At 71.5% G+C, this 19,142-nt stretch carries 17 protein-coding genes, 1 tRNA gene and 1 riboswitch; of the genes, 8 read left to right on the top strand and 10 right to left on the bottom strand.

What is annotated here, in order from left to right:
• Positions 1 to 35: 35 nt before the first annotated feature.
• The 6 genes from Msi02_RS29625 to Msi02_RS29600 are packed head-to-tail and all read right to left on the bottom strand — an operon-like array spanning position 36 to position 6,840.
• Entirely contained in the window at positions 36 to 1,523 is a 1,488-nt protein-coding gene (locus Msi02_RS29625) for a serine/threonine-protein kinase (protein ID WP_239108801.1), read from the bottom strand.
• The gene (locus tag Msi02_RS29620; protein WP_204051274.1) at positions 1,520 to 2,977 is read right to left on the bottom strand and encodes a peptidoglycan D,D-transpeptidase FtsI family protein; all 1,458 of its coding nucleotides are present in this window, start codon (positions 2,975 to 2,977) and stop codon (positions 1,520 to 1,522) included. Before Msi02_RS29620 ends, Msi02_RS29625 begins: the two co-directional genes overlap by 4 nt.
• Entirely contained in the window at positions 2,974 to 4,320 is a 1,347-nt protein-coding gene (locus Msi02_RS29615) for an FtsW/RodA/SpoVE family cell cycle protein (protein ID WP_204051273.1), read from the bottom strand. Before Msi02_RS29615 ends, Msi02_RS29620 begins: the two co-directional genes overlap by 4 nt.
• Before the next feature lie 26 nt (positions 4,321 to 4,346).
• Positions 4,347 to 5,621, bottom strand: coding sequence for a Stp1/IreP family PP2C-type Ser/Thr phosphatase (locus Msi02_RS29610; RefSeq protein WP_204051272.1), 1,275 nt, complete (start codon positions 5,619 to 5,621; stop codon positions 4,347 to 4,349).
• The gene (locus tag Msi02_RS29605; RefSeq protein WP_079313436.1) at positions 5,618 to 6,082 is read right to left on the bottom strand and encodes an FHA domain-containing protein FhaB/FipA; all 465 of its coding nucleotides are present in this window, start codon (positions 6,080 to 6,082) and stop codon (positions 5,618 to 5,620) included. Before Msi02_RS29605 ends, Msi02_RS29610 begins: the two co-directional genes overlap by 4 nt.
• 17 nt (positions 6,083 to 6,099) lie before the next feature.
• Complete coding sequence (locus tag Msi02_RS29600; RefSeq protein WP_079313435.1) at positions 6,100 to 6,840, bottom strand: FHA domain-containing protein; 741 nt, start codon at positions 6,838 to 6,840, stop codon at positions 6,100 to 6,102.
• A gap of 157 nt (positions 6,841 to 6,997) precedes the next feature.
• Between Msi02_RS29600 and Msi02_RS29595 the strand changes: the two genes are divergently transcribed.
• Positions 6,998 to 7,083 (top strand) — tRNA-Leu (locus Msi02_RS29595).
• A 450-nt stretch (positions 7,084 to 7,533) separates the two neighbouring features.
• On the opposite strand, the gene Msi02_RS29590 is transcribed toward Msi02_RS29595, so the two are convergent.
• The gene (locus Msi02_RS29590; RefSeq protein ID WP_204051271.1) at positions 7,534 to 8,550 is read right to left on the bottom strand and encodes a hemolysin family protein; all 1,017 of its coding nucleotides are present in this window, start codon (positions 8,548 to 8,550) and stop codon (positions 7,534 to 7,536) included.
• A complete protein-coding gene (locus tag Msi02_RS29585) occupies positions 8,547 to 10,028 on the bottom strand; it encodes a hemolysin family protein (protein ID WP_204051270.1) in 1,482 nt (493 codons plus the stop codon). Before Msi02_RS29585 ends, Msi02_RS29590 begins: the two co-directional genes overlap by 4 nt.
• A gap of 254 nt (positions 10,029 to 10,282) precedes the next feature.
• On the opposite strand from Msi02_RS29585, the gene Msi02_RS29580 reads away from it, so the two are divergent.
• Positions 10,283 to 11,536, top strand: coding sequence for an LCP family protein (locus Msi02_RS29580; protein WP_204051269.1), 1,254 nt, complete (start codon positions 10,283 to 10,285; stop codon positions 11,534 to 11,536).
• A 90-nt stretch (positions 11,537 to 11,626) separates the two neighbouring features.
• On the opposite strand, the gene Msi02_RS29575 is transcribed toward Msi02_RS29580, so the two are convergent.
• Positions 11,627 to 12,280, bottom strand: a complete 654-nt coding sequence (locus Msi02_RS29575) for a GOLPH3/VPS74 family protein (protein ID WP_204051268.1) — start codon at positions 12,278 to 12,280, stop codon at positions 11,627 to 11,629.
• Positions 12,281 to 12,323: 43 nt separating this feature from the next.
• Here Msi02_RS29575 and Msi02_RS29570 point away from each other — a divergent pair, with 43 nt between their 5' ends.
• The 4 genes from Msi02_RS29570 (at position 12,324) to Msi02_RS29555 (ending at position 15,791) form a co-directional block, all read left to right on the top strand.
• A complete protein-coding gene (locus Msi02_RS29570; protein WP_204051267.1) occupies positions 12,324 to 12,929 on the top strand; it encodes a TenA family protein in 606 nt (201 codons plus the stop codon).
• Positions 12,930 to 12,951: 22 nt separating this feature from the next.
• Positions 12,952 to 13,830, top strand: coding sequence for an Fpg/Nei family DNA glycosylase (locus tag Msi02_RS29565; protein WP_204051266.1), 879 nt, complete (start codon positions 12,952 to 12,954; stop codon positions 13,828 to 13,830).
• A 135-nt stretch (positions 13,831 to 13,965) separates the two neighbouring features.
• Entirely contained in the window at positions 13,966 to 14,289 is a 324-nt protein-coding gene (locus Msi02_RS29560; protein ID WP_079313429.1) for a rhodanese-like domain-containing protein, read from the top strand.
• 54 nt (positions 14,290 to 14,343) lie between these two features.
• A riboswitch (TPP riboswitch) is annotated at positions 14,344 to 14,460 on the top strand.
• Complete coding sequence (locus Msi02_RS29555) at positions 14,451 to 15,791, top strand: purine-cytosine permease family protein (protein ID WP_204051265.1); 1,341 nt, start codon at positions 14,451 to 14,453, stop codon at positions 15,789 to 15,791. (Overlaps the previous riboswitch by 10 nt.)
• A 34-nt stretch (positions 15,792 to 15,825) precedes the next feature.
• Here the strand turns inward: Msi02_RS29555 and Msi02_RS29550 are convergent, their stop codons facing one another.
• A complete protein-coding gene (locus Msi02_RS29550; RefSeq protein ID WP_204051264.1) occupies positions 15,826 to 16,386 on the bottom strand; it encodes a methylated-DNA--[protein]-cysteine S-methyltransferase in 561 nt (186 codons plus the stop codon).
• 281 nt (positions 16,387 to 16,667) lie between these two features.
• Between Msi02_RS29550 and Msi02_RS29545 the strand changes: the two genes are divergently transcribed.
• Together Msi02_RS29545 and Msi02_RS29540 are read left to right on the top strand one after the other, a co-directional pair.
• Positions 16,668 to 18,479 (top strand): ATP-binding protein, encoded by a 1,812-nt coding sequence (locus Msi02_RS29545; protein WP_239108810.1) that lies wholly within the window; start codon positions 16,668 to 16,670, stop codon positions 18,477 to 18,479.
• A gap of 150 nt (positions 18,480 to 18,629) precedes the next feature.
• Positions 18,630 to 19,082 (top strand): ATP-binding protein, encoded by a 453-nt coding sequence (locus Msi02_RS29540; protein ID WP_308441839.1) that lies wholly within the window; start codon positions 18,630 to 18,632, stop codon positions 19,080 to 19,082.
• The last annotated feature ends 60 nt before the right edge of the window (positions 19,083 to 19,142 follow it).

Here is a 19,142-nt window from a genome sequence, read left to right as displayed (position 1 = left end):
GTGCCACCGGTCTCCATCATCGACCCCTCTCCTCATCACTCCCCCTCATCCGGAGGGTTCGTGTCGGGTGGGGCGTCCGTCGGGAGCGGAGTCTCACTGGGTTCCGTGGCCGGGGTGGACGTCGGAGTCGGGGTCGAGGTCGGGGACGAAGCCGGTGTGGGCGTCTGGGTGGTTGATGCCGACCTGCTTACGGTAGCCGACGGAACGGCGCTCGGCTCGTCCGACGCCGCCGGAGCGGTCGGCCGATGCGTCCGCGGAACCTCTGACCTGTTCGTACGCGCCGACGACGGCGATGGCGACGGCGAGGAGGACGGTGAGACGGGCGCGGCCGTCTCACCCGGGTCCGGCGGTGATTCGCCGGTGTGGGCGGCGGTGAAGGCCAGGACCCCGATGCCGACCGCGGCGGCGCAGCCGGCCGTCGCGAGGAGCAGGGTCGCCCGGCGGCGCCGCCCGCCGACGGGCCCCTCCGGACCGCCTGGGCGCCGCGTACGGGCGTCGGGGACGCCCGCGGGAGCCCTGCGCGGGGAGGCGGGGGCAGGGCCGATGGGCGCGGTGGCGCCGGGACGCGGGGTGCCGGCTCCCGCGGGCTCGCCCAGAGGCGCCGTCAGGCCGGGCGTGGCCGGAGGGGTGGTCCGGCCCGCGCCGCCCGCCGCCGGGAAGCCCCGGGGATCGGTCAGCGAACCGAGCACCGCCGTCGAGGCCGCCGTGCCCGCGAGGGTCTCGCGCAGCACCCGCACCCTGTCGAGGAGCACCGGCCCGGTCTCCGGCCGCGCGGCGGGGTCCTTGGCCAGCATGGCCATCACGAGGGCCGCCACCGGCGCGGGCACGTTCCCCGGCAGCGGCGGGGGCGTGTCGTTGAGATGCCGCAGCGCGAGCGCCACCGGGGTCTCCGCCGTGAACGGCGGGCGGCCCGCGAGGCATTCGTAGGCCACCACCCCGAGCGAGTAGACGTCGCTCGCCGGGGTGAGGGTGGTGCCGGACGCCTGCTCCGGGCTCACGTACTGGGCGGTGCCGAGGATGGTGCCGGTCGCGGTCAGCGGCGCGGCCTCCAGTGCGCGGGCGATGCCGAAGTCGGTGATCTTGACCTGTCCTGCCTCGGTGACGAGCAGGTTGCCGGGCTTGACGTCGCGGTGGATCACCCCGGCCCGGTGGGCCGCGTGCAGGCCCCGGGCGGTCTGCTCGATGATGTCGAGCGTGACGTCCGGCCCGAGCACGCCGTTGCGGGCCAGGATGGCCGACAGCGGCTCGCCCCTCACCAGTTCCATCACGAGGTAGGCCAGCCCGTCGGTCTCGCCGTAGTCGAAGACCTGGGCGATGCCGGGGTCGGTCAGGGCGGCGGTGATCCTGGCCTCGGAGCGGAACCGGTCGCGGAAGGTGGCGTCGCCCGCGACATGGCGGCCGAGCAGCTTGATCGCCACCTCCCGGCCGAGCAGTTCGTCGTCGGCCCGCCAGACCTCGCCCATGCCGCCCGCGGCGATGGGGGAGGTCAGCCGGTACCGCCCGCCGAGCACCGTGTCCGTCACTGTCCGAGCACCGCCTGCATGACGTCGTGGGCGATCGGCGCGGCCACCGCACCGCCGGTGGCGTCGTTGCCGGCGCTGCCGGACTCCACGAAGACCGCCACGGCGACCTTCGGGTCGTCGACCGGGGCGAAGGAGATGAACCACGCGTGCGACGGCTTGCCCGGCAGCGTCTCCGCCGTGCCCGTCTTGCCCGCCACGGTGATGTTGGGGAGCTTGGCCGCGCCGCCGGTGCCGTGCTCGATCACGCCGATCATCATCTTGGTCAGCTCGCCGGCCACCTCGGGCGTGACGGCCTCGCTCAGTTCCTCGGGGTCGGTCCCGTCGATCTCCGCGCCGTCCGGCCCCATGATCTTGTTGACCAGGAACGGCTTCATGACGGTGCCCTGGTTGGCGATGCCGGCCGCGACCATCGCCATCTGCAGCGGGGTCATCTGGTTGCTCTGCTGGCCGATCGCGGTCTTGGCGAGGGCCGCCTTGCCCTCGTCCGGGCCGATGTTGCTGGCCGTGACCGTGAGAGGGATCTCCAGCGGCTGGCCGACCCCGAACTTCGCGGCCTGCTCCTTGAGCTTGTCGTAGCCGACGTCCATGCCCATGATGGCGAACGGCGTGTTGCAGGAGATCGTGAGCGCCTGCACCAGTGTCGCCCGGCCGCCGCACGACTCGCCGTGGTAGTTGGGCAGCGAGATGCTCGTGCCCGGCAGCGGCAGCGAGTCGGGCGCGTCGACCTGCGTGTTCTCGTCACGGGAGCTGTCGTCGCTGAGGTAGGCCGCCGAGGTGACCGTCTTGAACGTGGACCCCGGGGCGAACGTGCGCTCGATGGCCCGGTTGATCAGCGGCTTGTTGTCGTCCTTGTCCAGCTTGTTGTACGCCTTGTTGACGGTGTCTTTGTTCGCCTTGGCCAGCGGGTTCGGGTCGTACGACGGCACCGACACCATCGTGAGGATCTTGCCGGTCTTCGGCTCGAGCGCGACGACCGCGCCGCGCTTGCCGGTGCCCGCCAGGTCCTTGTACGCGATCTCCTGGGCCTTGGTGTTCAGGGTGAGGTCGACGCTCGCGCCCTTGGCGGGCTTGCCGCTGACCATGTCGATGGCCCGGCGGACCACCAGGTCGGGGTGGCTGCCGTCGAGGTAGCGGTTCATCGCGGCCTCGATGCCCGACGCGCTCTCCGGCGCGAACCAGCCGACCACGTGCGTGAACGGCTTGCCCAGCGGATACTCCCGCTCGAACCGGAACTGCTTGTCCCCGGTGTCCACCGTCTTGGCCAGCGTCGTCTTGCCGTTGTCGGCCGTGATCCACCCGCGGTCGACCTTGTAGCGGCCGTACAACATGCGTACGTTCCGCGAGTCGTTGCGCAACCCCTCGGCCTTCACCGCGCCGAGATACGTCACGTTGGCCATGAGCAGGCCGAACATGAGCAGACAGGCCACGGCGACACGCTTGAGCGGATTGTTCATCGCTGCATCACCTGGGTCAGTCCCTCGTCCTGGATCGCCTGCGGCGGCGGCCGGCGGGCCGCGTCGGACATCCGTACGAGCAGGGCGATGAGCATCCAGTTGGCCAGCAGCGCCGAGCCTCCGGCGGACATGAACGGCGTCACGAGACCGGTCAGCGGGATCAGCCGGGTCACGCCGCCGACGATGATGAACACCTGCCAGGCGAGGATGAACGACAGGCCGCCCGCGAGCAGCTTGGTGAACGGGTCGCGGGCCGCCAGCGACGTGCGCAGCCCCCGCTCGACGATCAGCGCGTAGATCATGAGGATGGCCATCAGGCCCGTGAGGCCGAGTTCCTCGCCCACCGCCGGGAAGATGAAGTCGGAGAACGACAGCGGGATCTTGTATGGGTAGCCCTGGCCGAGCCCGGTGCCGAGGATGCCGCCCGAGCCCATGGCGAACTGGCCCTGCATCAGCTGGGCGCTGCCGCCCACGGCGTCGTACAGCGCGGGGTCCTCTGCATGCAGCCAGACGTTGAAGCGGGCCTCGACGTGACTGAAGATCTGCCCGGCCACGAAGGCGCCGCCGACGAACAGCAGGATGCCGATGAGCACCCACGAGGTGCGCTGCGTCGCGATGTAGAGCATCGCGACGAACGCGCCGAACAGCAGCAGCGAGCTGCCGAGGTCCTTCTGCATGACCAGGACGCCGAGGCTGATGCCCCAGGTGATGAGGACGGGGCCGAGGTCGCGTGCCCGGGGTAGGTCGATGAACAGCAGGCGGCGGCCGGCGAGGGCCAGCACGTCGCGTTTGGCGACCAGGTATCCCGCGAAGAAGATGACCAGGGCCAGCTTGGCGAACTCGGCGGGCTGGATGCTGAAGGGGCCGATGCCGACCCAGATGCGCGCTCCGTTGATCTCCCTGCCGATGAAGGGCAGCATGGGCAGCACCAGCAGCGCGATGCCGGCGAAGCCGGCGGTATAGGTGAAGCGCTGCAAGACGCGGTGGTCCCTCAACGCGATCAGGGTCGCGGAGAACATCACCACGCCGAGCGCCGTCCACATGAGCTGGTTCGCCGCCGAGGCGAGATTCTCACCGGCCAGCTCGATCCGGTAGATCATCACCAGGCCGAGGCCGTTGACCAGCGTCACGAGGGGAAGCAGAAGGGGATCGGCCCATGGTGCCCACTTGGCCAGCACCAGGTAGGCCGCGAGCATCAGACCGCCGAGGCCGAGGCCGTAGCCGAGCATGCCGGACGGGACCTTGCCGTTGATCCCGAGCCCGACGCTGGCGTAGGCGCCCATCACGATCAGCACGGCGAAGGCGAGCATGCCCAGCTGGGCGCCGCGCCTCTTCGCGGTCATCGGTACGGGCGTGGCTTCGACAGCAGTCACTTACTGGACCTCGTGGGGGTCGGCGACGACTTGGCGTCCGGCGTGGGCGTCGCCGAGTCGCCGAAGCTCTTGATCCTGGTTATCCCGGCCTGCAGGTCGTCGACCGGGATGCCGCTGCGGACCTGGTCCTGCTGCACCGCCGGCAGCGACGAGACGCGTACGTGGTCGGTGTAGGCGACCTTCTTGAAGGACACCGGCCCGACCTCCGCATCGACGCCCTGGAAGACGACGAGCTCGTCTCCCTTGGCGCCTATGTAGAACTGGCTCTGGGTCCACTGGTAGCCGAAATAGCCGCCGACTCCGAGCGCGGCGGCGACGACCAGCACCCCGACGGCCACTTTCGGGCCCGATCGGCCTTTGCGCGAACGCCGCGCGGAGGCCTGGGCCTCGCGCACGGGTTCGTCGTCCAAGTCGTCGTCGGTGAGTACGGGTTGGGGCGCGGTGACGGTGGTGGCCCGGCCCGCCGGGGTGTCGGGCGGCGCCGAGCGGACCCGGCCCGAGCCGGCCGCACCGACGACCGCCGCCGCCCCCAGGGGCGGCTGCAGGTCGTCCACCTCGATCACGTCGGCGACCACGCAGGTGATGTTGTCCGGCCCGCCGCCGCGATTGGCGAGGTCGATGAGCTGCCGGACGACGTCCTCGGGATCGTCGATCGTGGTCAGGGTGTGGTGCAGGGTCTCGGCGCTGACCACCGTGGACAGGCCGTCCGAGCACAGCAGGTAACGGTCGCCCACCTGGGCCTCCCGGTCCTGCAGGTCGGGATCGACCTCGCCGCTCCCGTCCAGCGCGCGCAGCAGGATCGAGCGCTGGGGGTGGTTGGCGGCCTCCTCCTGGGTGATCCGCCCGTCGTCCACCAGTGACTGCACCAGTGTGTGGTCGTGCGTGATCTGGTACAGCTCGCCGTTCCTGAGCAGGTACGCACGGGAGTCGCCCACATGGACCAGGGCGAAGCGTGAGCCGCTCCAGAGCATCGCGGTGAGGGTGGTGCCCATGCCCTTGAGGCTGGGGTCCCGGGCCACCATCGCGTGCAACTGGTGGTTGGCGTCCCGGACCGCCGCCTCGATGGCGCTGAGCAGGTCACCGCCGAAGGCGTCCCGGTCGAGGGACGACAGTGCGGCGATGGCGACCGAACTGGCCACCTCGCCGTGGGCATGCCCGCCCATGCCGTCTGCGACGGCCAGCAGGCGGCCGCTGGCGTACGCCGAGTCCTCGTTGCCTTCACGGAGGAGCCCGACGTCCGAGCGAGCGGCGTAGCGGAGTGCGATGGTCATTTGCGCAATTCGATGACGGTCTTGCCGATGCGGATCGGAACTCCGAGGGGCACCGGGGTCGGGCGGGTCACTTTCGAGCGTTCGAGGTACGTGCCGTTCGTGGAGCCGAGATCCTCCACGATCCACTGGCCGTCCTGAGGAAAGAGCCGGGCGTGCCGGCTCGAAGCGTAGTCGTCGCTGAGAACCAGCGTGGCGTCGTTCGCCCGGCCGATGGTGATTGGCGTCTCCGTGAGGTTGATGATGGTCCCTTGCAGGGGACCACCGGTGACGATCAGCTGGCGGGGTTCGCCCTTCTTGGGCTTGGAAACCGGTCGGGGCTGCTTGACCGGTTTGCGTGCGGGCGCGGGAGCCGTACGCGGACCGAACAGGTCTGTCCGGATGACGCCGACCGCGGCGATCACGAAAAACCACAGCACCGCCAGGAAGGCGAGCCGGATCAGCAGCAGCGTTAGCTCGGACATGGACCGTTTGTCTACCTCTAATCGCGCCTGAACACCAGTGTCGTACGGCCGAGCGTCACCCTCGTCCCGTCCTGCATCTCGATCCTGCGGACCGGCTGGCCGTTGACGAAGGTTCCGTTGGTCGACCCCAGGTCCACGAGCACGACCTGCGGCCCTTCCACTCTTAGCTCGGCATGATGCCGTGATACGCCGGGATCCACCAGCCGAAGATCACAATCGGTTCCTCGGCCCAGCAAAGTGACCGGTGTGGTCAGCTCGTACGAGCGCTGGCCCTGGGGGTCGTCCTGGGTGGAGACGAGCAGCCGGGGTCGGCCCTGGAACGCGCTGGGACGGCTGGCCGGCAGGTCGCTCGGCGGCTGACGGATCTCGTCCTGCTCCACCGTGGCGCCCCGGATCACACCCGACCGGATGCGGAAGAGCCCGACCGCGAGATCGTCGGCGGTCTCGAAACGCACCCGCACCGGCCCGACGAACGAATAGCCCTGCTCCTTGGCGTACTCCCGTGCGAGAGTGGCGAGCTCGTGGCTGATGCTGTCGGCGTACACCTCCAGCCGCTCGCTGTCGGTCGTCGACAGCTCCACCACGAAGTCGTTCGGCACGAGCGTGCGACCCTGAGCGACGATCGCGGCGCGCTCGTCCATCTCCCTCTGCACGGCGCTGGCAACCTCGACCGGCTGGAGATCGGACTTGAACGCCCGCGCGAAGGCCCCTTCAACCAACCCTTCGAGCCTGCGCTCGAAGCGCTGAAGGACTCCCACCGGATACCTCCCTTCCATTGCCACTACGGTCGCGACCGCTCCGGTGCTGCACTGAGCTCCTTCGCATCGTCGTTTAGAAGGATCGTATCCGGGTTCGTAAGCACGGGCGGATACGTGCTAACCTTTCCAGGCACCCAGAGATGGGGGCCAACCGCAAGGGCAAGTGGCGGAATGGCAGACGCGCACGGTTCAGGTCCGTGTGTCCGAAAGGACGTGGGGGTTCAACTCCCCCCTTGCCCACCAAGAACAGGCCTCGCTCGGCAGTCGCCGGGCGGGGTTTTTTCTTTGCACCGCCCGGGAGGACGACCTTCTGCGATCCCCGGGCCGACGATCCCCGGGCAGATGGGCAGCCTCGCCTGGTCGCAAGCGAAGCTTCCACGTCCGGCCTCCCCTCCCGGCCCGTACGGCGCGGGCCCTCATGGCGATGTCGCGGCGGGGGCCCCGAAGATCGGGGCCCCTCGTCGCGCACTGCACATTCTCAGGAGGCCGCCTTTCAAACCACTTTCCCCGCGCTTGCAGGCGGCGACCTTTACCTTCTGTCCCAGTTCGTGAGCACACTTGTCTCGAAATGGGAGATTTTTGGGGAAGTTCCATGCATGGGGCCCGGCCGCGACGCCCCAGGTCGGCGCGCCCGCTCGGATGACGGGCGCGCCGCTCCCGAGCGAGCGATGAGCGAAGCGGGAGACACAGTCGTCAGGCGACGAGCAGTTCGCCGACCAAAGTGGTGAGATCGATCACACCGACGGGCGTGCCGCCGGCGTCCGTGACGAGCCCGAGCTGCGCCCGGGCCTCCTGCAGCAGGGTCACGGCGTCGGAGATCGTGGTGTCCTTCGCCATGCGGGGGACGGGGGTCGCCAGCTCGCCGGCCCTGCGTCCCGGCTGGAGGACCGCGTCGCGCACGTGGAGCACGCCGACCACGTCGTCGGGGGTCGTCCTGTCCGCGACGACCAGCATGCGCAGGCTCCCGCCGCGCGCGGCCGTCCGGCGTACGAGCAGGTCGTCGGCGCTCGCGGGCACCGAGGACGCCTCGCCGACGGGCACCATCAGCCGCTCCACCGGCTGGGCGTGGACCCGCAGCGCGCGGGTGAGCAGGTCGTGCTCGTCGCGGTCGAGCATCCCCATCCGGCCCGACTCGGCGACCAGCATGGCGAGCTGGCGGGGCGTGCGGGTGGTGGCCAGCTCGTCGCGGGGACGCACGCCGGCCAGCCGCAGGATGCCGTTGGTCAGCGCGTTCAGCAGGGCCAGGATCGGGCGGACGACCCAGGCGAAGCCGCGGAACGGCAGCGCCAGCCCCATCGCGGCGCGCTCGGGGTGCGTGAGCGCCAGCGACTTGGGCGCCATCTCGCCGACGACCATGTGGAGGAAGGTCACCAGGGCGAGCGCCACGACGTACGCCACGGGCGTGCGCAGCGACTCCGGCAGCAGCGTGAGCACCGGCTCCATCAGGTGCTCGATGGAGGGCTCGGCGACCATGCCGAGGCCCAGGGAGGCCAGTGTGATGCCGAGCTGCGCCCCGGCGAGCATGAGCGACAGCTCGCGCCCGCCCCTGACCGCGGCGCGGGCCGTGACCTTGGCCAGCCGGCCGCCGCTGACGGCGATCTCCTCCAGCCGGTGGCGGCGGGCGGAGACCAGGGCGAACTCGGCCGCGACGAAGAACCCGTTGACGGCGAGCAGGACCACGCCGAGCAGAACTCCGGTGAGAGAACTCATGCGGGCCTGCCCTGGAACAGCGCGGAGAACAGCTCGGGGGCGTAGTCGGCGCCGCCAGAGCCACGGGCCGCCGCGCGGGCCTTCTCCCGCTCCGGCCGCTCCTCCCCGTCGCCCGTCGCCTCGTCCGGCGTATCCGCCGGCGCCTGCGTCGACACCCGCACCCACTCGGGGACGCGGCGGCGCACGCTCAGGACCGTGAGCACGGCCCGCTCGGCGTCGTCGTCGTCCTCGTCGTCGAAGAGATGGGGCTCGGACACGAGGGGGGAGACGACCCGGTCGCCGGGCTCGGCCATCCGGCCGAGGAGTGCGAGGACGAGGCCGGCCACGGTCTCGTAGTCCTCGCTCTCGGGCAGCCGGACGTGGGTCGCGCGCTCGACCTCGTCGAGGCGGAGCGTGCCCGGCACGTCCCAGACGCCCTCGGCATGCCGTACGACGCCGAGCGGTTCCGGGTCGTTCTCGTCCACCAGCTCGCCGACGAGCTCCTCGGCCAGGTCCTCCAGCGTCACCACGCCGGCCAGCCCGCCGTACTCGTCGATCACGCAGGTGAACGTCTCACCGGCGGAGGTCATCCGCCGCAGCAGCTCGGGCAGCGGCAGGGTCGCGGGGACGAGCAGCGGCGCGCGGGTGATGCCGCCGACGAGCCCGCCGGAGGGAGAGCCGGCCTTCAGATACTCGGGCAGCCCCGCCACGCCGACGACGTCGTCGGCGTCGGTGCCCAGGACCGGATAGCGGGAGTGGCCGTGCGTGCGCAGGGCGTCGAGGAACTCGTCGACCGGCCACTCGGCGCGCAGCGAGACCACGCGCGGGCGGGGGACCATGACGTCCTCGGCGGTGCGGTCGCCGAACTCCAGCGCCCGCTCCAGCATGTCGGCCAGCCGGGGAGGCAGTTCGCCGGCCGCGGCCGACTCCGTCACGATGCGCGACAGCTCCTCGGGGGTGGCGCCGTGTTCGAGCTCCTCCACGGGCTCGATGCCGAACAGGCGCACGAGCCGGGTGGCCGCGGCGTCGAACAGGCGGATCACCGGCCCGGCGACCACGAGATAGACGTGCGTCGGGCGGGCGAGGAACTTCGCGACGTCCTCGGGCCGCGCGATGCCGAGGTTCTTGGGGGCCAGCTCGCCGATGATCATCTGCACGACCGTGGCGATCGCGACGCCGAGGGCCACCGCGACGCCGGGGACGGCCGCACCGGGAAGTCCGGCGGCCTCGAGCGGGCCGCGCAGCACGCCGGCGATCGCGGGCTGGGCGATGAAGCCCACCAGCAGGGTGGTGACGGTGATCCCGAGCTGCGCGCCGGAGAGCATGAACGACAGGCGTCCGGTGATGTCGAGGGCCCTGTGCGCGGCGCCGTCACCGGCCGCCGCCTGCTCGCGGAGGGCGCCGCGGTCGGCGGCCACGAAGGCGAATTCCTGCGCCACGAAGAATCCGGTGGCCAGGGTGAGGATGAGGACGGCCAGGAGGCCGAGGGCGGCGCTCATCGGGCGCCCGCCGTGCGATCATGAGATCCCGTGCCTGTGCACGGGCAGGTACTCCAGGGGTCCGGAACGGACACGACGATCCTTTCGCGTGGTGGTATACCACCGTAACGGCTGGAATCTCTCCTGTGTTTCCCGGCAGCCTTTACTGACTGCTTAGAGGCCGTCTGGGTACCGTGAACAAGGGGACGCATCGGCAAAGACTTCGGCCGCTGCGGTCAAAGCAGTCGCAAGGACGCTGAGGGCTGGGGGTTCACGTGGCCGATGAGGACGAGGCGACCCGGGCGTACCGGCGTAGCGCCCAACCCCCGGCGGCACAGGCCCCGGCGGCACAGGCCCCGGCCGGCCGGCCCCAGGCGGCCGCTCCGGCGGGGTCCGGCAGGGAGGACACGGTCCCCCGCGTCCGATCGAAGGTGTACGGCAAGCCGCGTTCCGGCGACACCCCGATCCGCCCGCTCGGCGGGAGCAGGCACGAGGCCGGGGACCAGGCAGGCGCCCCGCACGACGGTGGCGGCGGGCCGAGGGGCCGCGACGGCTCCGTGCGCGGCGGCGGCCGCGGGCCGCGCCGGACCGGCAGGATCGTCCTGCGGGTCGTCGTGGTGGTGGTCGTGCTCCTGCTCGTCGCCGCCGTCGCCGGATATTTCTGGATCGGCTCCCGGCTCCGGCCGGTCGAGTCGCTGACCGACTACGACGGGCGGCCCGCCGAGACGCCGGGCCAGGACTGGCTGCTGGTGGGCTCCGACAGCCGGGCGGGCCTGACGGCGGCGCAGCGCAGGAAGCTCGCCACCGGAAAGGCGGTCGGCAAGCGCACCGACACGATGATGCTGCTGCACATCCCCGAGAGCGGCCGGCCGACCCTGGTCAGCCTGCCCCGTGACTCGTACGTCCCGATCGAGGGGCACGGCAGCGGCAAGCTGAACGCGGCGTACGCCTTCGGCGGCCCGAAACTGCTGACCAAGACGGTCGAGCGGGTGACCGGCATCAGGATCGACCACTACATGGAGATCGGCTTCGGCGGCTTCGTCGGCATCGTGGACGCGATCGGCGGGGTCAACATCTGCGTGAAGCAGGACATCAAGGACCCGAAGGCCGGGATCGACCTGAAGAAGGGCTGCCAGGACATGGACGGCGGCACGGCGCTCGGCTACGTGCGCACCCGGGCCACCGGCGCCATCCCGGACTTCGAGCGCACCCAGCGGCAGCGCCAGTTCTTCTCGGCCGTCGTGCAGAAGGCCGCGAGCCCGGGCACGCTGATCAACCCGTTCACCTCGGTCCCGCTGGCGCTGAGCGCGGCCGACTCGGTCTCCGTCGACCCCGGCACCGGCCTGTTCGACCTGCTGTCGGTCGGCCTGGCCATGCGCGAGGGGCCCCTCGCCACCGCCGTGCCCATCGGCTCGCTGCCGACCATCGGCGGCCAGGCGGTGGTCAAGTGGGACACCCAGAAGGCGCTGCGCCTGTTCGAGGCGCTCGCCGCCGACAAGCAGGTGCCCAAGGACGTCATCACCAAGTAGTCCGGAGCTCCCGCGTGGTTCGCACGGCCCGCACCGGGCCGTGCGACGGCAGGGGGCCGGCTCCCGGCGGTGGCGGCGACTGGCAGGGGGTCAGCTTCCGGCGGTGGTGGCGGCGACCGTCGCGGCGGTCGTGGCGGCGAGCACGGCGGCGTGGATCGAGGCGATCGTCTTGCGGACCGCCTCGGCGGTCCACTGGCCCTCGGCGATCTCCTTGACCCGGCCCTTCGGCGCGTCGGGGAACGCCCTGCGGTCGAGCTTGGCCGCGTGTATGACCGCGATCAGGACCGCCGTCCGCTCGTCCGGATCGGCTCCGGCAAGCACGTTATGGACGCGCTCCCGCACGCCCTGCTCGTGGCTCGGGTCGAGCTCGGGGTAGCGCGTGGTGGGGAAGATCCCCAGGACCTTGCCCTCCTGCTCGCTCAGCACGCCCCGGGCGGCCAGGCGGGTCAGCAGCCGCTTGCGCAGCCTGCCCGCGCGGAGCTTGCCCACCCACCAGTCGGCCTTGCGCGGCCCGCGCTCCTCGGCGATGCGGGCGAGTGTCGCGTCCAGCTCCTCGTCGCCCACCGGGGTGGGGTCGACGGGCACGACCTTCGCGCCGTCGAGGTCCACCCGGCGGCGTACGGCCAGGTCCGCGAGCAGGGCCCCGGCCAGGGCGCAGTCGAGCTCCACCGACCCGATGATCGGCTTGCCGGTGTCCTCCCGGTAGGCCAGCAGCAGCACTTCCTCGGCGATCGTCAGTGTCACGGAGTCGAGCCTAACTCGCGGATTACGGCCACAATGAGCCCTTATGGGAATCTCTGCGGACCTGCACGCCATCGGGCGGCCGATGCTGGACGCCCAGCTCGCGCACCCGACCGTACGCGGCATCGCGGCGGGCGACCTGCCCGAGCCGGTCTTCCGGTCGTGGCTGGAGCAGGACTACCTGTTCCTGCTCGACTACGTCCGGGTCTTCTCGCGGCTGGCCTGGCAGGCTCCGGACGCCCACCTCGGCGACCTGGTCGACCTGGCGCACGCGACGTGGCACGACGAGCTCGACCTGCACCGGTCGCTGGCGGCCGGCTTCGGCGCCGACCTCGACGGCGCGGTGAAGGGGCCGGCCTGCGCGGCGTACACCTCGTTCCTGCTGGAGTCGGCGGCGGACTACGGCGAGGGGCTGGCGGCCCTCTACCCCTGCATGTGGGGGTACTCGATGCTCGGCCGGATCCTGGCCGCCGACCCGCCCGCCGAGCCGCGCTACCGGGCCTGGGTGGACACCTACGCCGATCCCGGCTTCGCCGCCCTCGCCGCGCGCATCGCCGTCATGATCGACGAGGCGGCTCCGGACCCGGCGCGCGCCCGGGAGCTGTTCGCCCGCGGGATGGAGCACGAACTCGCGTTCTGGGACGTCCCCTGACCGGCGGGGTTAGTGTGAGGGCATGCCGGAGCTGCCCGAGGTCGAGGCGCTCGCCGAGTTCCTCCGCGAGCACGCCGTCGGCCATGCCGTCATCGGGGTCGACGTGACCGCCTTCCAGGCGCTCAAGACCGTCGACCCGCCCGTCACCGCGCTCGCGGGGCTGCTCGTCACCGGTGTGGCGCGGCACGGCAAGTTCCTCGACGTCGACTGCGACGGCCTGCACTTCGTCACCCATCTGGCCCGTGGCGGCTGGCTGCGCTGGCGTGACGACCTCACCGGCGCGAAACCGGTGCGGCCGGGCAAGGGCCCGCTCGCGGTCCGGGTGAGGCTGTCGCCGGGCGAGGACGGCCGCGCCCCCGGGTTCGAGCTGACCGAGGCGGGCACGCAGAAGCGCCTGGCCGTCTACGTGGTGCGCGATCCGGAGGACGTCCCCGGCATCGCGGGCCTCGGGCCGGACCCGCTCGCCGAGGACTTCACGCCGGACCTGCTCAAGACGATCGTGGGCGGGAGCCGCGCGCAGATCAAGGGCCTGCTGCGGGACCAGAAGGTGATCGCGGGCATCGGCAACGCCTACTCCGACGAGGTGCTGCACGTCGCGAAGATGTCCCCCTTCAAGATCGCCGGAACGCTGACGGACGGCCAGGTCGCCGACCTGCACGACGCGATCGTGAGCACGCTGCGGGACGCGGTCGGGCGGGCCAGGGGGCTGGCCGCCAAGGACCTCAAGTCGGAGAAGAAGTCGGGCCTGCGGGTGCACGGCCGTACGGGCGAGGCGTGCGAGGTGTGCGGCGACACGATCAGGGAGGTGTCGTTCGCCGACTCGTCGCTGCAGTACTGCCCGACCTGCCAGACCGGCGGCAAGCCGCTGGCCGACCGCCGGCTGTCGCGCCTGCTGAAGTAGGCCTGCCGGGAGCGCCCGGTGGAGCGCCGCCCGGAGGATGATTTGGGCCCCCTGTGGACGCGGCTCGCGGATCACCGTGGGTCACAGCTCCCGGCATGGGCCCGGGCATCGGCGGCGTGGCGTCAGAATGGGCGCATGACATTGCCGGAAATCGCCCCCGACGCACTGCCCGAGGACGCGTACCTGCTGGACGTCCGCGAGAACGAGGAGTGGGTGGCCGGCCACGCCCCCGGCGCCGTCCACATCCCGCTCGGCGAGCTGCAGGCGCGGGTGGACGAGGTGCCGCACGACCGGCCGGTGTACGTGGTCTGCCGGGTCGGCGGCCGCTCGGCGCATGCCGCGATGTGGCTCAACCACATCGGCCGCGACGCCGTGAACGTGGACGGCGGCATGCGGTCCTGGGCCGCCGTGGGGCGTCCGATGGTGAGCGAGACCGGTGAGGCGCCCTACGTGGCCTAGGGACAGGGCGGCGTAGGAAAACGGTCAAACCAGTGTCATAATCACAAAGACATCATCAATACCCGCGGGAGCTCGGGCGTGACCGGGCTGAGAGGGCGGATCGAACTCGTGCCGCCGACCGCATGAACCTGTCCGGATAATGCCGGCGTAGGGAGCGTGTGATGACTTCTGCCGTCGTCGACGACGCGCACGCGGAGGTTCCGCTCACCCTGGACGAGGAGGCCCCGAGGACCCTGGGCCTGCTCGACCAGGGGGCGTTCTGGGCCAATCTCGGGGTCAGCCTCCTCGGTTTCTCGGGGGCGCTGTTCCTGCTCGACCCGCTGGGCGGCAAGCCGCTGACCTTCACCGCGGCGGTGCTCGCCGCCGTCGTCGGCAGCCTGCTGGGTACGGCCATGGTCGGCCTGACCGCGATCCCCGGCACGCGGACCGGCCGCCCCGCGATGGTGCTGCTGCGCGGTCTGTTCGGGGCCCGGCTCTCGTACATCCCGACCGTGCTGAACATCGTGCAGATGCTCGGCTGGGGCGCCTTCGAGCTGTGGGTCATCGCCAACGGCGCGCAGGCGCTGTTCGGCACCTCGGTGCCGTACGCGGTGTGGGCCGTCGCGGCGGGCGCGCTGACGATCGCGCTGACGATCCGGCCGCTCGGCGCGCTGCGGCTGCTGCGGCGGTATGTCACGGCGGGCGTGGTGATCGCGATGATCTGGCTGTCGGTCGCCCTGTTCGCCAAGGGACCGTCCGTGGGGGGCGGCTCCTGGGACGCCTTCGCCCCGGCCGTCGACTACGTCATCGCGCTGTCGGTGTCGTGGGTGCCGATGGCCGCCGACTACGCCAGGCACTCGCGGTCGAGCGGCGCGGCGTTCACCGGCGTGGTCGCCGGATACACGATCGCCCAGGTGGCCTGCCTGGCCCTCGGCATCGCCGCGCTCGCGCTCGTCGGCAACGACGGGGACAGAGTGTGGGAGCCGTTCGTGGCCGCCCCTCTCGGGGTCGTGTTCTTCGGCATCCTGGTGCTGCGCGAGGCCGACCAGTCGTTCGCGAACGTCTACTCGACGACGGTGTCGATCCAGAACCTGGCGCCGCGCTGGGACCGCCGGGTGATCTCGGTCGTGATCGGCGTGCTCACCACGCTGATCGCGCTGTTCGCCGACGTGAACTCCTACGGCGCGTTCCTGAGCGTCATCGGGGCCGTGTTCGTGCCGATGTTCGCCGTGCTCGTGGTGGACTACTTCCTGCTCGGCGGGGCCGCCCGGTGGAACACGGCCGGGGACGCCCCCTCCCGCTGGCTCATGGTGGTGCCGTGGATCCTCGGGTTCGCGGCGTACTGGATCGTCACCTCCACCCCGACCGTCGGCTGGTGGGACGGGATCTGGACCGAGGTCCGGCTCGCCCTCGGGTTCGTCCACCAGCCCTGGATGAATGCCGCGCTCGCCGCGTTCCTCGTCGCCGCGCTGATGACCGTGGCGCTGTCCCTCCCGGTCCGCCGCCTGCGGTCACGCCGTTAGAGACGGCCGGTTCCTCCCCCGGCCGGCGTCGCGGTCAGAGGGCGCCTTCCAGGCGGAGCAGATGCTCCTTGGCCGCCGGGCCGCCGGCGTATCCGCCGAGCGAGCCGGGGCCCTCCACCGCCCGGTGGCACGGCAGGAGCAGGCAGACCGGGTTGCCGGCCAGGGCGTTGGCCACCGCGCGGGGCGCCTGCGGCCGCCCGATCCGCTCGGCGATCTCCTGGTAAGTGGTGACGCTGCCGTACGGCACGGCCGTCATGAGCTGGATCACCGTACGGCTGAAGCCGGTGACCAGGCGCAGGTCCACCGGAAGGGAGAAGGTGCGCAGCCTGCTCGTGAAGTACGCGTCCAGTTCCCTGCGCAGAGGATCGAGGCGGCGCGGGTCGGGCCCGATGAACGAGCCGACGGCGCGGGAGACCCGGGCGAAGACCCCGTGCTCGTCCTCGTAGGTGCAGGCCAGCACGCCGCGCGCGGTCACCGCGAGGACCAGGCGGCCCACCGGCGTGTCGGTGGTGCCGAAGGCGACCTCGGGCGGGGTCTCGCCGACGTAACCCGGCGAGGTCACGCGGAGCAGGGCTTCGAGGTCCTCGGTGGACATGGGCGCCCCACTTTCTCTTCTCTGCGTGCAGGCAGCGTATCGGAGCGGTCGCGAGGTGACGGAAAACCCCAAGATCAAAAGGTGAAAGAAGGCACGATGGGGACGTGGGTGACAGCAGCGTGGACGGCCGGGCGGCGGACTTCGCCCCCGCGGTTCCGGGCGCCGCGATTCCGGACACGGTGGTTGCGGACGCCGTGGTTGCCGACGCCGGGGGTCCGGACGTCGCGGCCTTCGCCCCCGCGGTCTTCGGGGCCGTCGAGGAGGGCCTCGCGCGTGCGGTCCTGGCCGGCTCCCCCGACGCGATCGTCGCGCTCGACCGCGACCTGGCCGTGCTGAGCTGGAACGCGGCGGCCGAGCGGCTGTTCGGCTGGCCCGCGTCCGACCTGCTGGGCAGGCGGGCCCCGATCGTGCCCGACGAGCTGATGGCCGAGCACAACGCCGTGCTCGAACGCGTACGCGCGGGCGGCCGGGTGTCGCTGACCACCAAGCGCCTCCACCGCGACGGGCGGCTGCTCGACCTGCGGGTGGACACGAGCGCGTTGTGCTCGCCGGGCGGCGTCCTGCTCGGGTACGTGAGCGTCTACCACGCCGCCGAGGACGACGACGCCGCGCACGGCAGGATGGTGCGCCGCGCCCGCCTGGTGCGGCGGCTGACCGACGTGGTCGGCGACATCAACGCCGAGCTCGACCTGCCCGTCGTGCTCGACCGCATCGCCGCGAGCCTGACCGAGCTGACCGGCGCCGACGCCGGCGGTTTCGTGTCGATCGAGGGGGAGCGGCTGCGCCTGGTCGGCGTCCACCAGTTGCCCGAGACGCTGCGCGGGGCCACCGCCGGGCTGCACACCAGCCTGGTCGCCAAGCTGCTGCGGACCGGCAAGACCGTGCTGCTCGAGACCGGCCCGGAGGGCTTCCAGGACCTGATCTGGGCGCGCCTGCCCGGCCTGCACACGATCGCGGTCGGCATCGCCGCCGTGGGCGGGCGCCCCTATGGAGCGCTCTACGCGTTGTTCGCCCGGCGCAAGGCGAGCCATCTGGAGCTCGAACTGCTCGAACTGCTCGCCGGGCACGCCGGCATCGCGGTCGCCAACGCCATGGCGTACCAGGACGCGGTGCGGCAGCGCGCGCACGAGCGGGCCGTCTTCGACGCCAGCGCCGACGGCATCGCGGTGCTGGACGGCGCGGGCGCGGTCGTGCGGTGGAACCCGGCGGCGGCCGAGCTGACCGGCCACCCGGCGGACCGGGTGATCGGAGGGCCGCCGCCCTTCCCGCTGCCGGCGCCGGGGGAGAAGCTCACCTTCCAGCTTCCGTCCGGCCGATGGCTCGACGTGCTGTGCGCGGAGATCCGGGAGACGGGGGAGACCGTCGTCGACTTCCGCGACGTGACCCGGGCCAAGGAACTGGAGGAGGCCAAGGACCTGTTCCTCGCCACCACCAGCCACGAGCTGCGTACGCCGATCACGATCGTGCACGGCTTCGCCAGCACGCTCGACTCCCGCTGGGACCACCTGTCCGACGAGGAGCGGCGGTCGGCGGTCCACACGATCGCCGAGCGCGCCCGGTCGCTCGGGCAGCTCATGGACCACCTGCTGCTCGGCGCGCGGGCGGGCGCGGAGGAGCTGAAGGTCAAGGTCGAGCCCTTCGACCTGGCCGCCCGGGTGCACGCGGCGACGCTCGGGCTGCCCGTCCTGTCCGACCGGCACCGGCTGGAGGTGGACATCCCGCCCGATCTCCCCTTCGTGTACGGGGACGCGCTGGCCACCGACATCCTGCTGGCCCAGCTGCTGGAGAACGCGTTCAAGTACTCCCCGGACGGCGGCCTGATCCGGGTCGAGGCATGGCCGGAGGACGACCGGGTCGTGCTGGTGGTGGACGACGAGGGAGTGGGGATCGCGGCGGGCGACCGGGAGCGGATCTTCGAGCGGTTCGTCCAGGCCGACAGCGGCAACCGGCGCAGGTTCGGCGGGGTCGGGCTCGGGCTGTACATCGTGCGCAACCTCGCCCGCGCCCAGGGCGGGGACGTCGCCGCGCTGCCCCGATCCGGCGGGGGAACCCGTATGCGGCTGGTGCTGACCTCGGCAGGATCTTCATCCTGATAAGACAGATCGGAGCGTGGCGTCACCACTTAAGGACTGAACTATTGTCCAATGTGCACAAGCTGTGATCCGGGGCACGGTTTCCCGGCCGAGTAAGCGGGGCATTTCGGTCGTACTGGCTCGTGCAGCAGAAACGGGGGGAACGGGGAGGTGAGTGCGTCGAGCGTCGTGATGCTGCCGTACGCACCGTCGAGCGTCGCCGTCGCACGTCAGCGCCTCAGCGCCGAACTTTCGAACGCGGGGCTGATCGCCTCCGCCGTCGACGACGTCGTTCTGATCATGAGCGAACTGCTGAGCAACGCGCTGCGCCACGCCCACCCTCTCCCGTCCGGCCAGCTCAAAGTGGCGTGGCTCTGCTCGGACACCCAGGTCGAGGTGGCCGTGAGCGACGGCGGCGCGTGTACGGAACCGCGTGCGGGCCGCCCGACGCTGTCGTCCCTCGGCGGCCGTGGACTCGGCATCGTCGAATACCTGGCCGAGCGCTGGGGGGTCAGGCACGAGGAGGAGGCGACCACCGTCTGGGCCGTCGTCCCCGCCTCATGGCCCCCCCGAAACGGGCATCACGAGCTGTCCGAAACCCCGGTGCTGCGCGAGGTCGGCTGAGCACCCCCGGCCGCTACCCGCGCCTCTGCCGCTACCCGCCCGCGTGCCTGTCGCTACGCT

This window comes from Microbispora siamensis (assembly GCF_016863095.1).
In the GTDB taxonomy this organism is placed as follows: domain Bacteria; phylum Actinomycetota; class Actinomycetes; order Streptosporangiales; family Streptosporangiaceae; genus Microbispora; species Microbispora siamensis.
The sequence above is the reverse complement of the archived record's forward strand: the minus strand, read 5'-3'. Positions and strand labels throughout refer to the sequence as shown.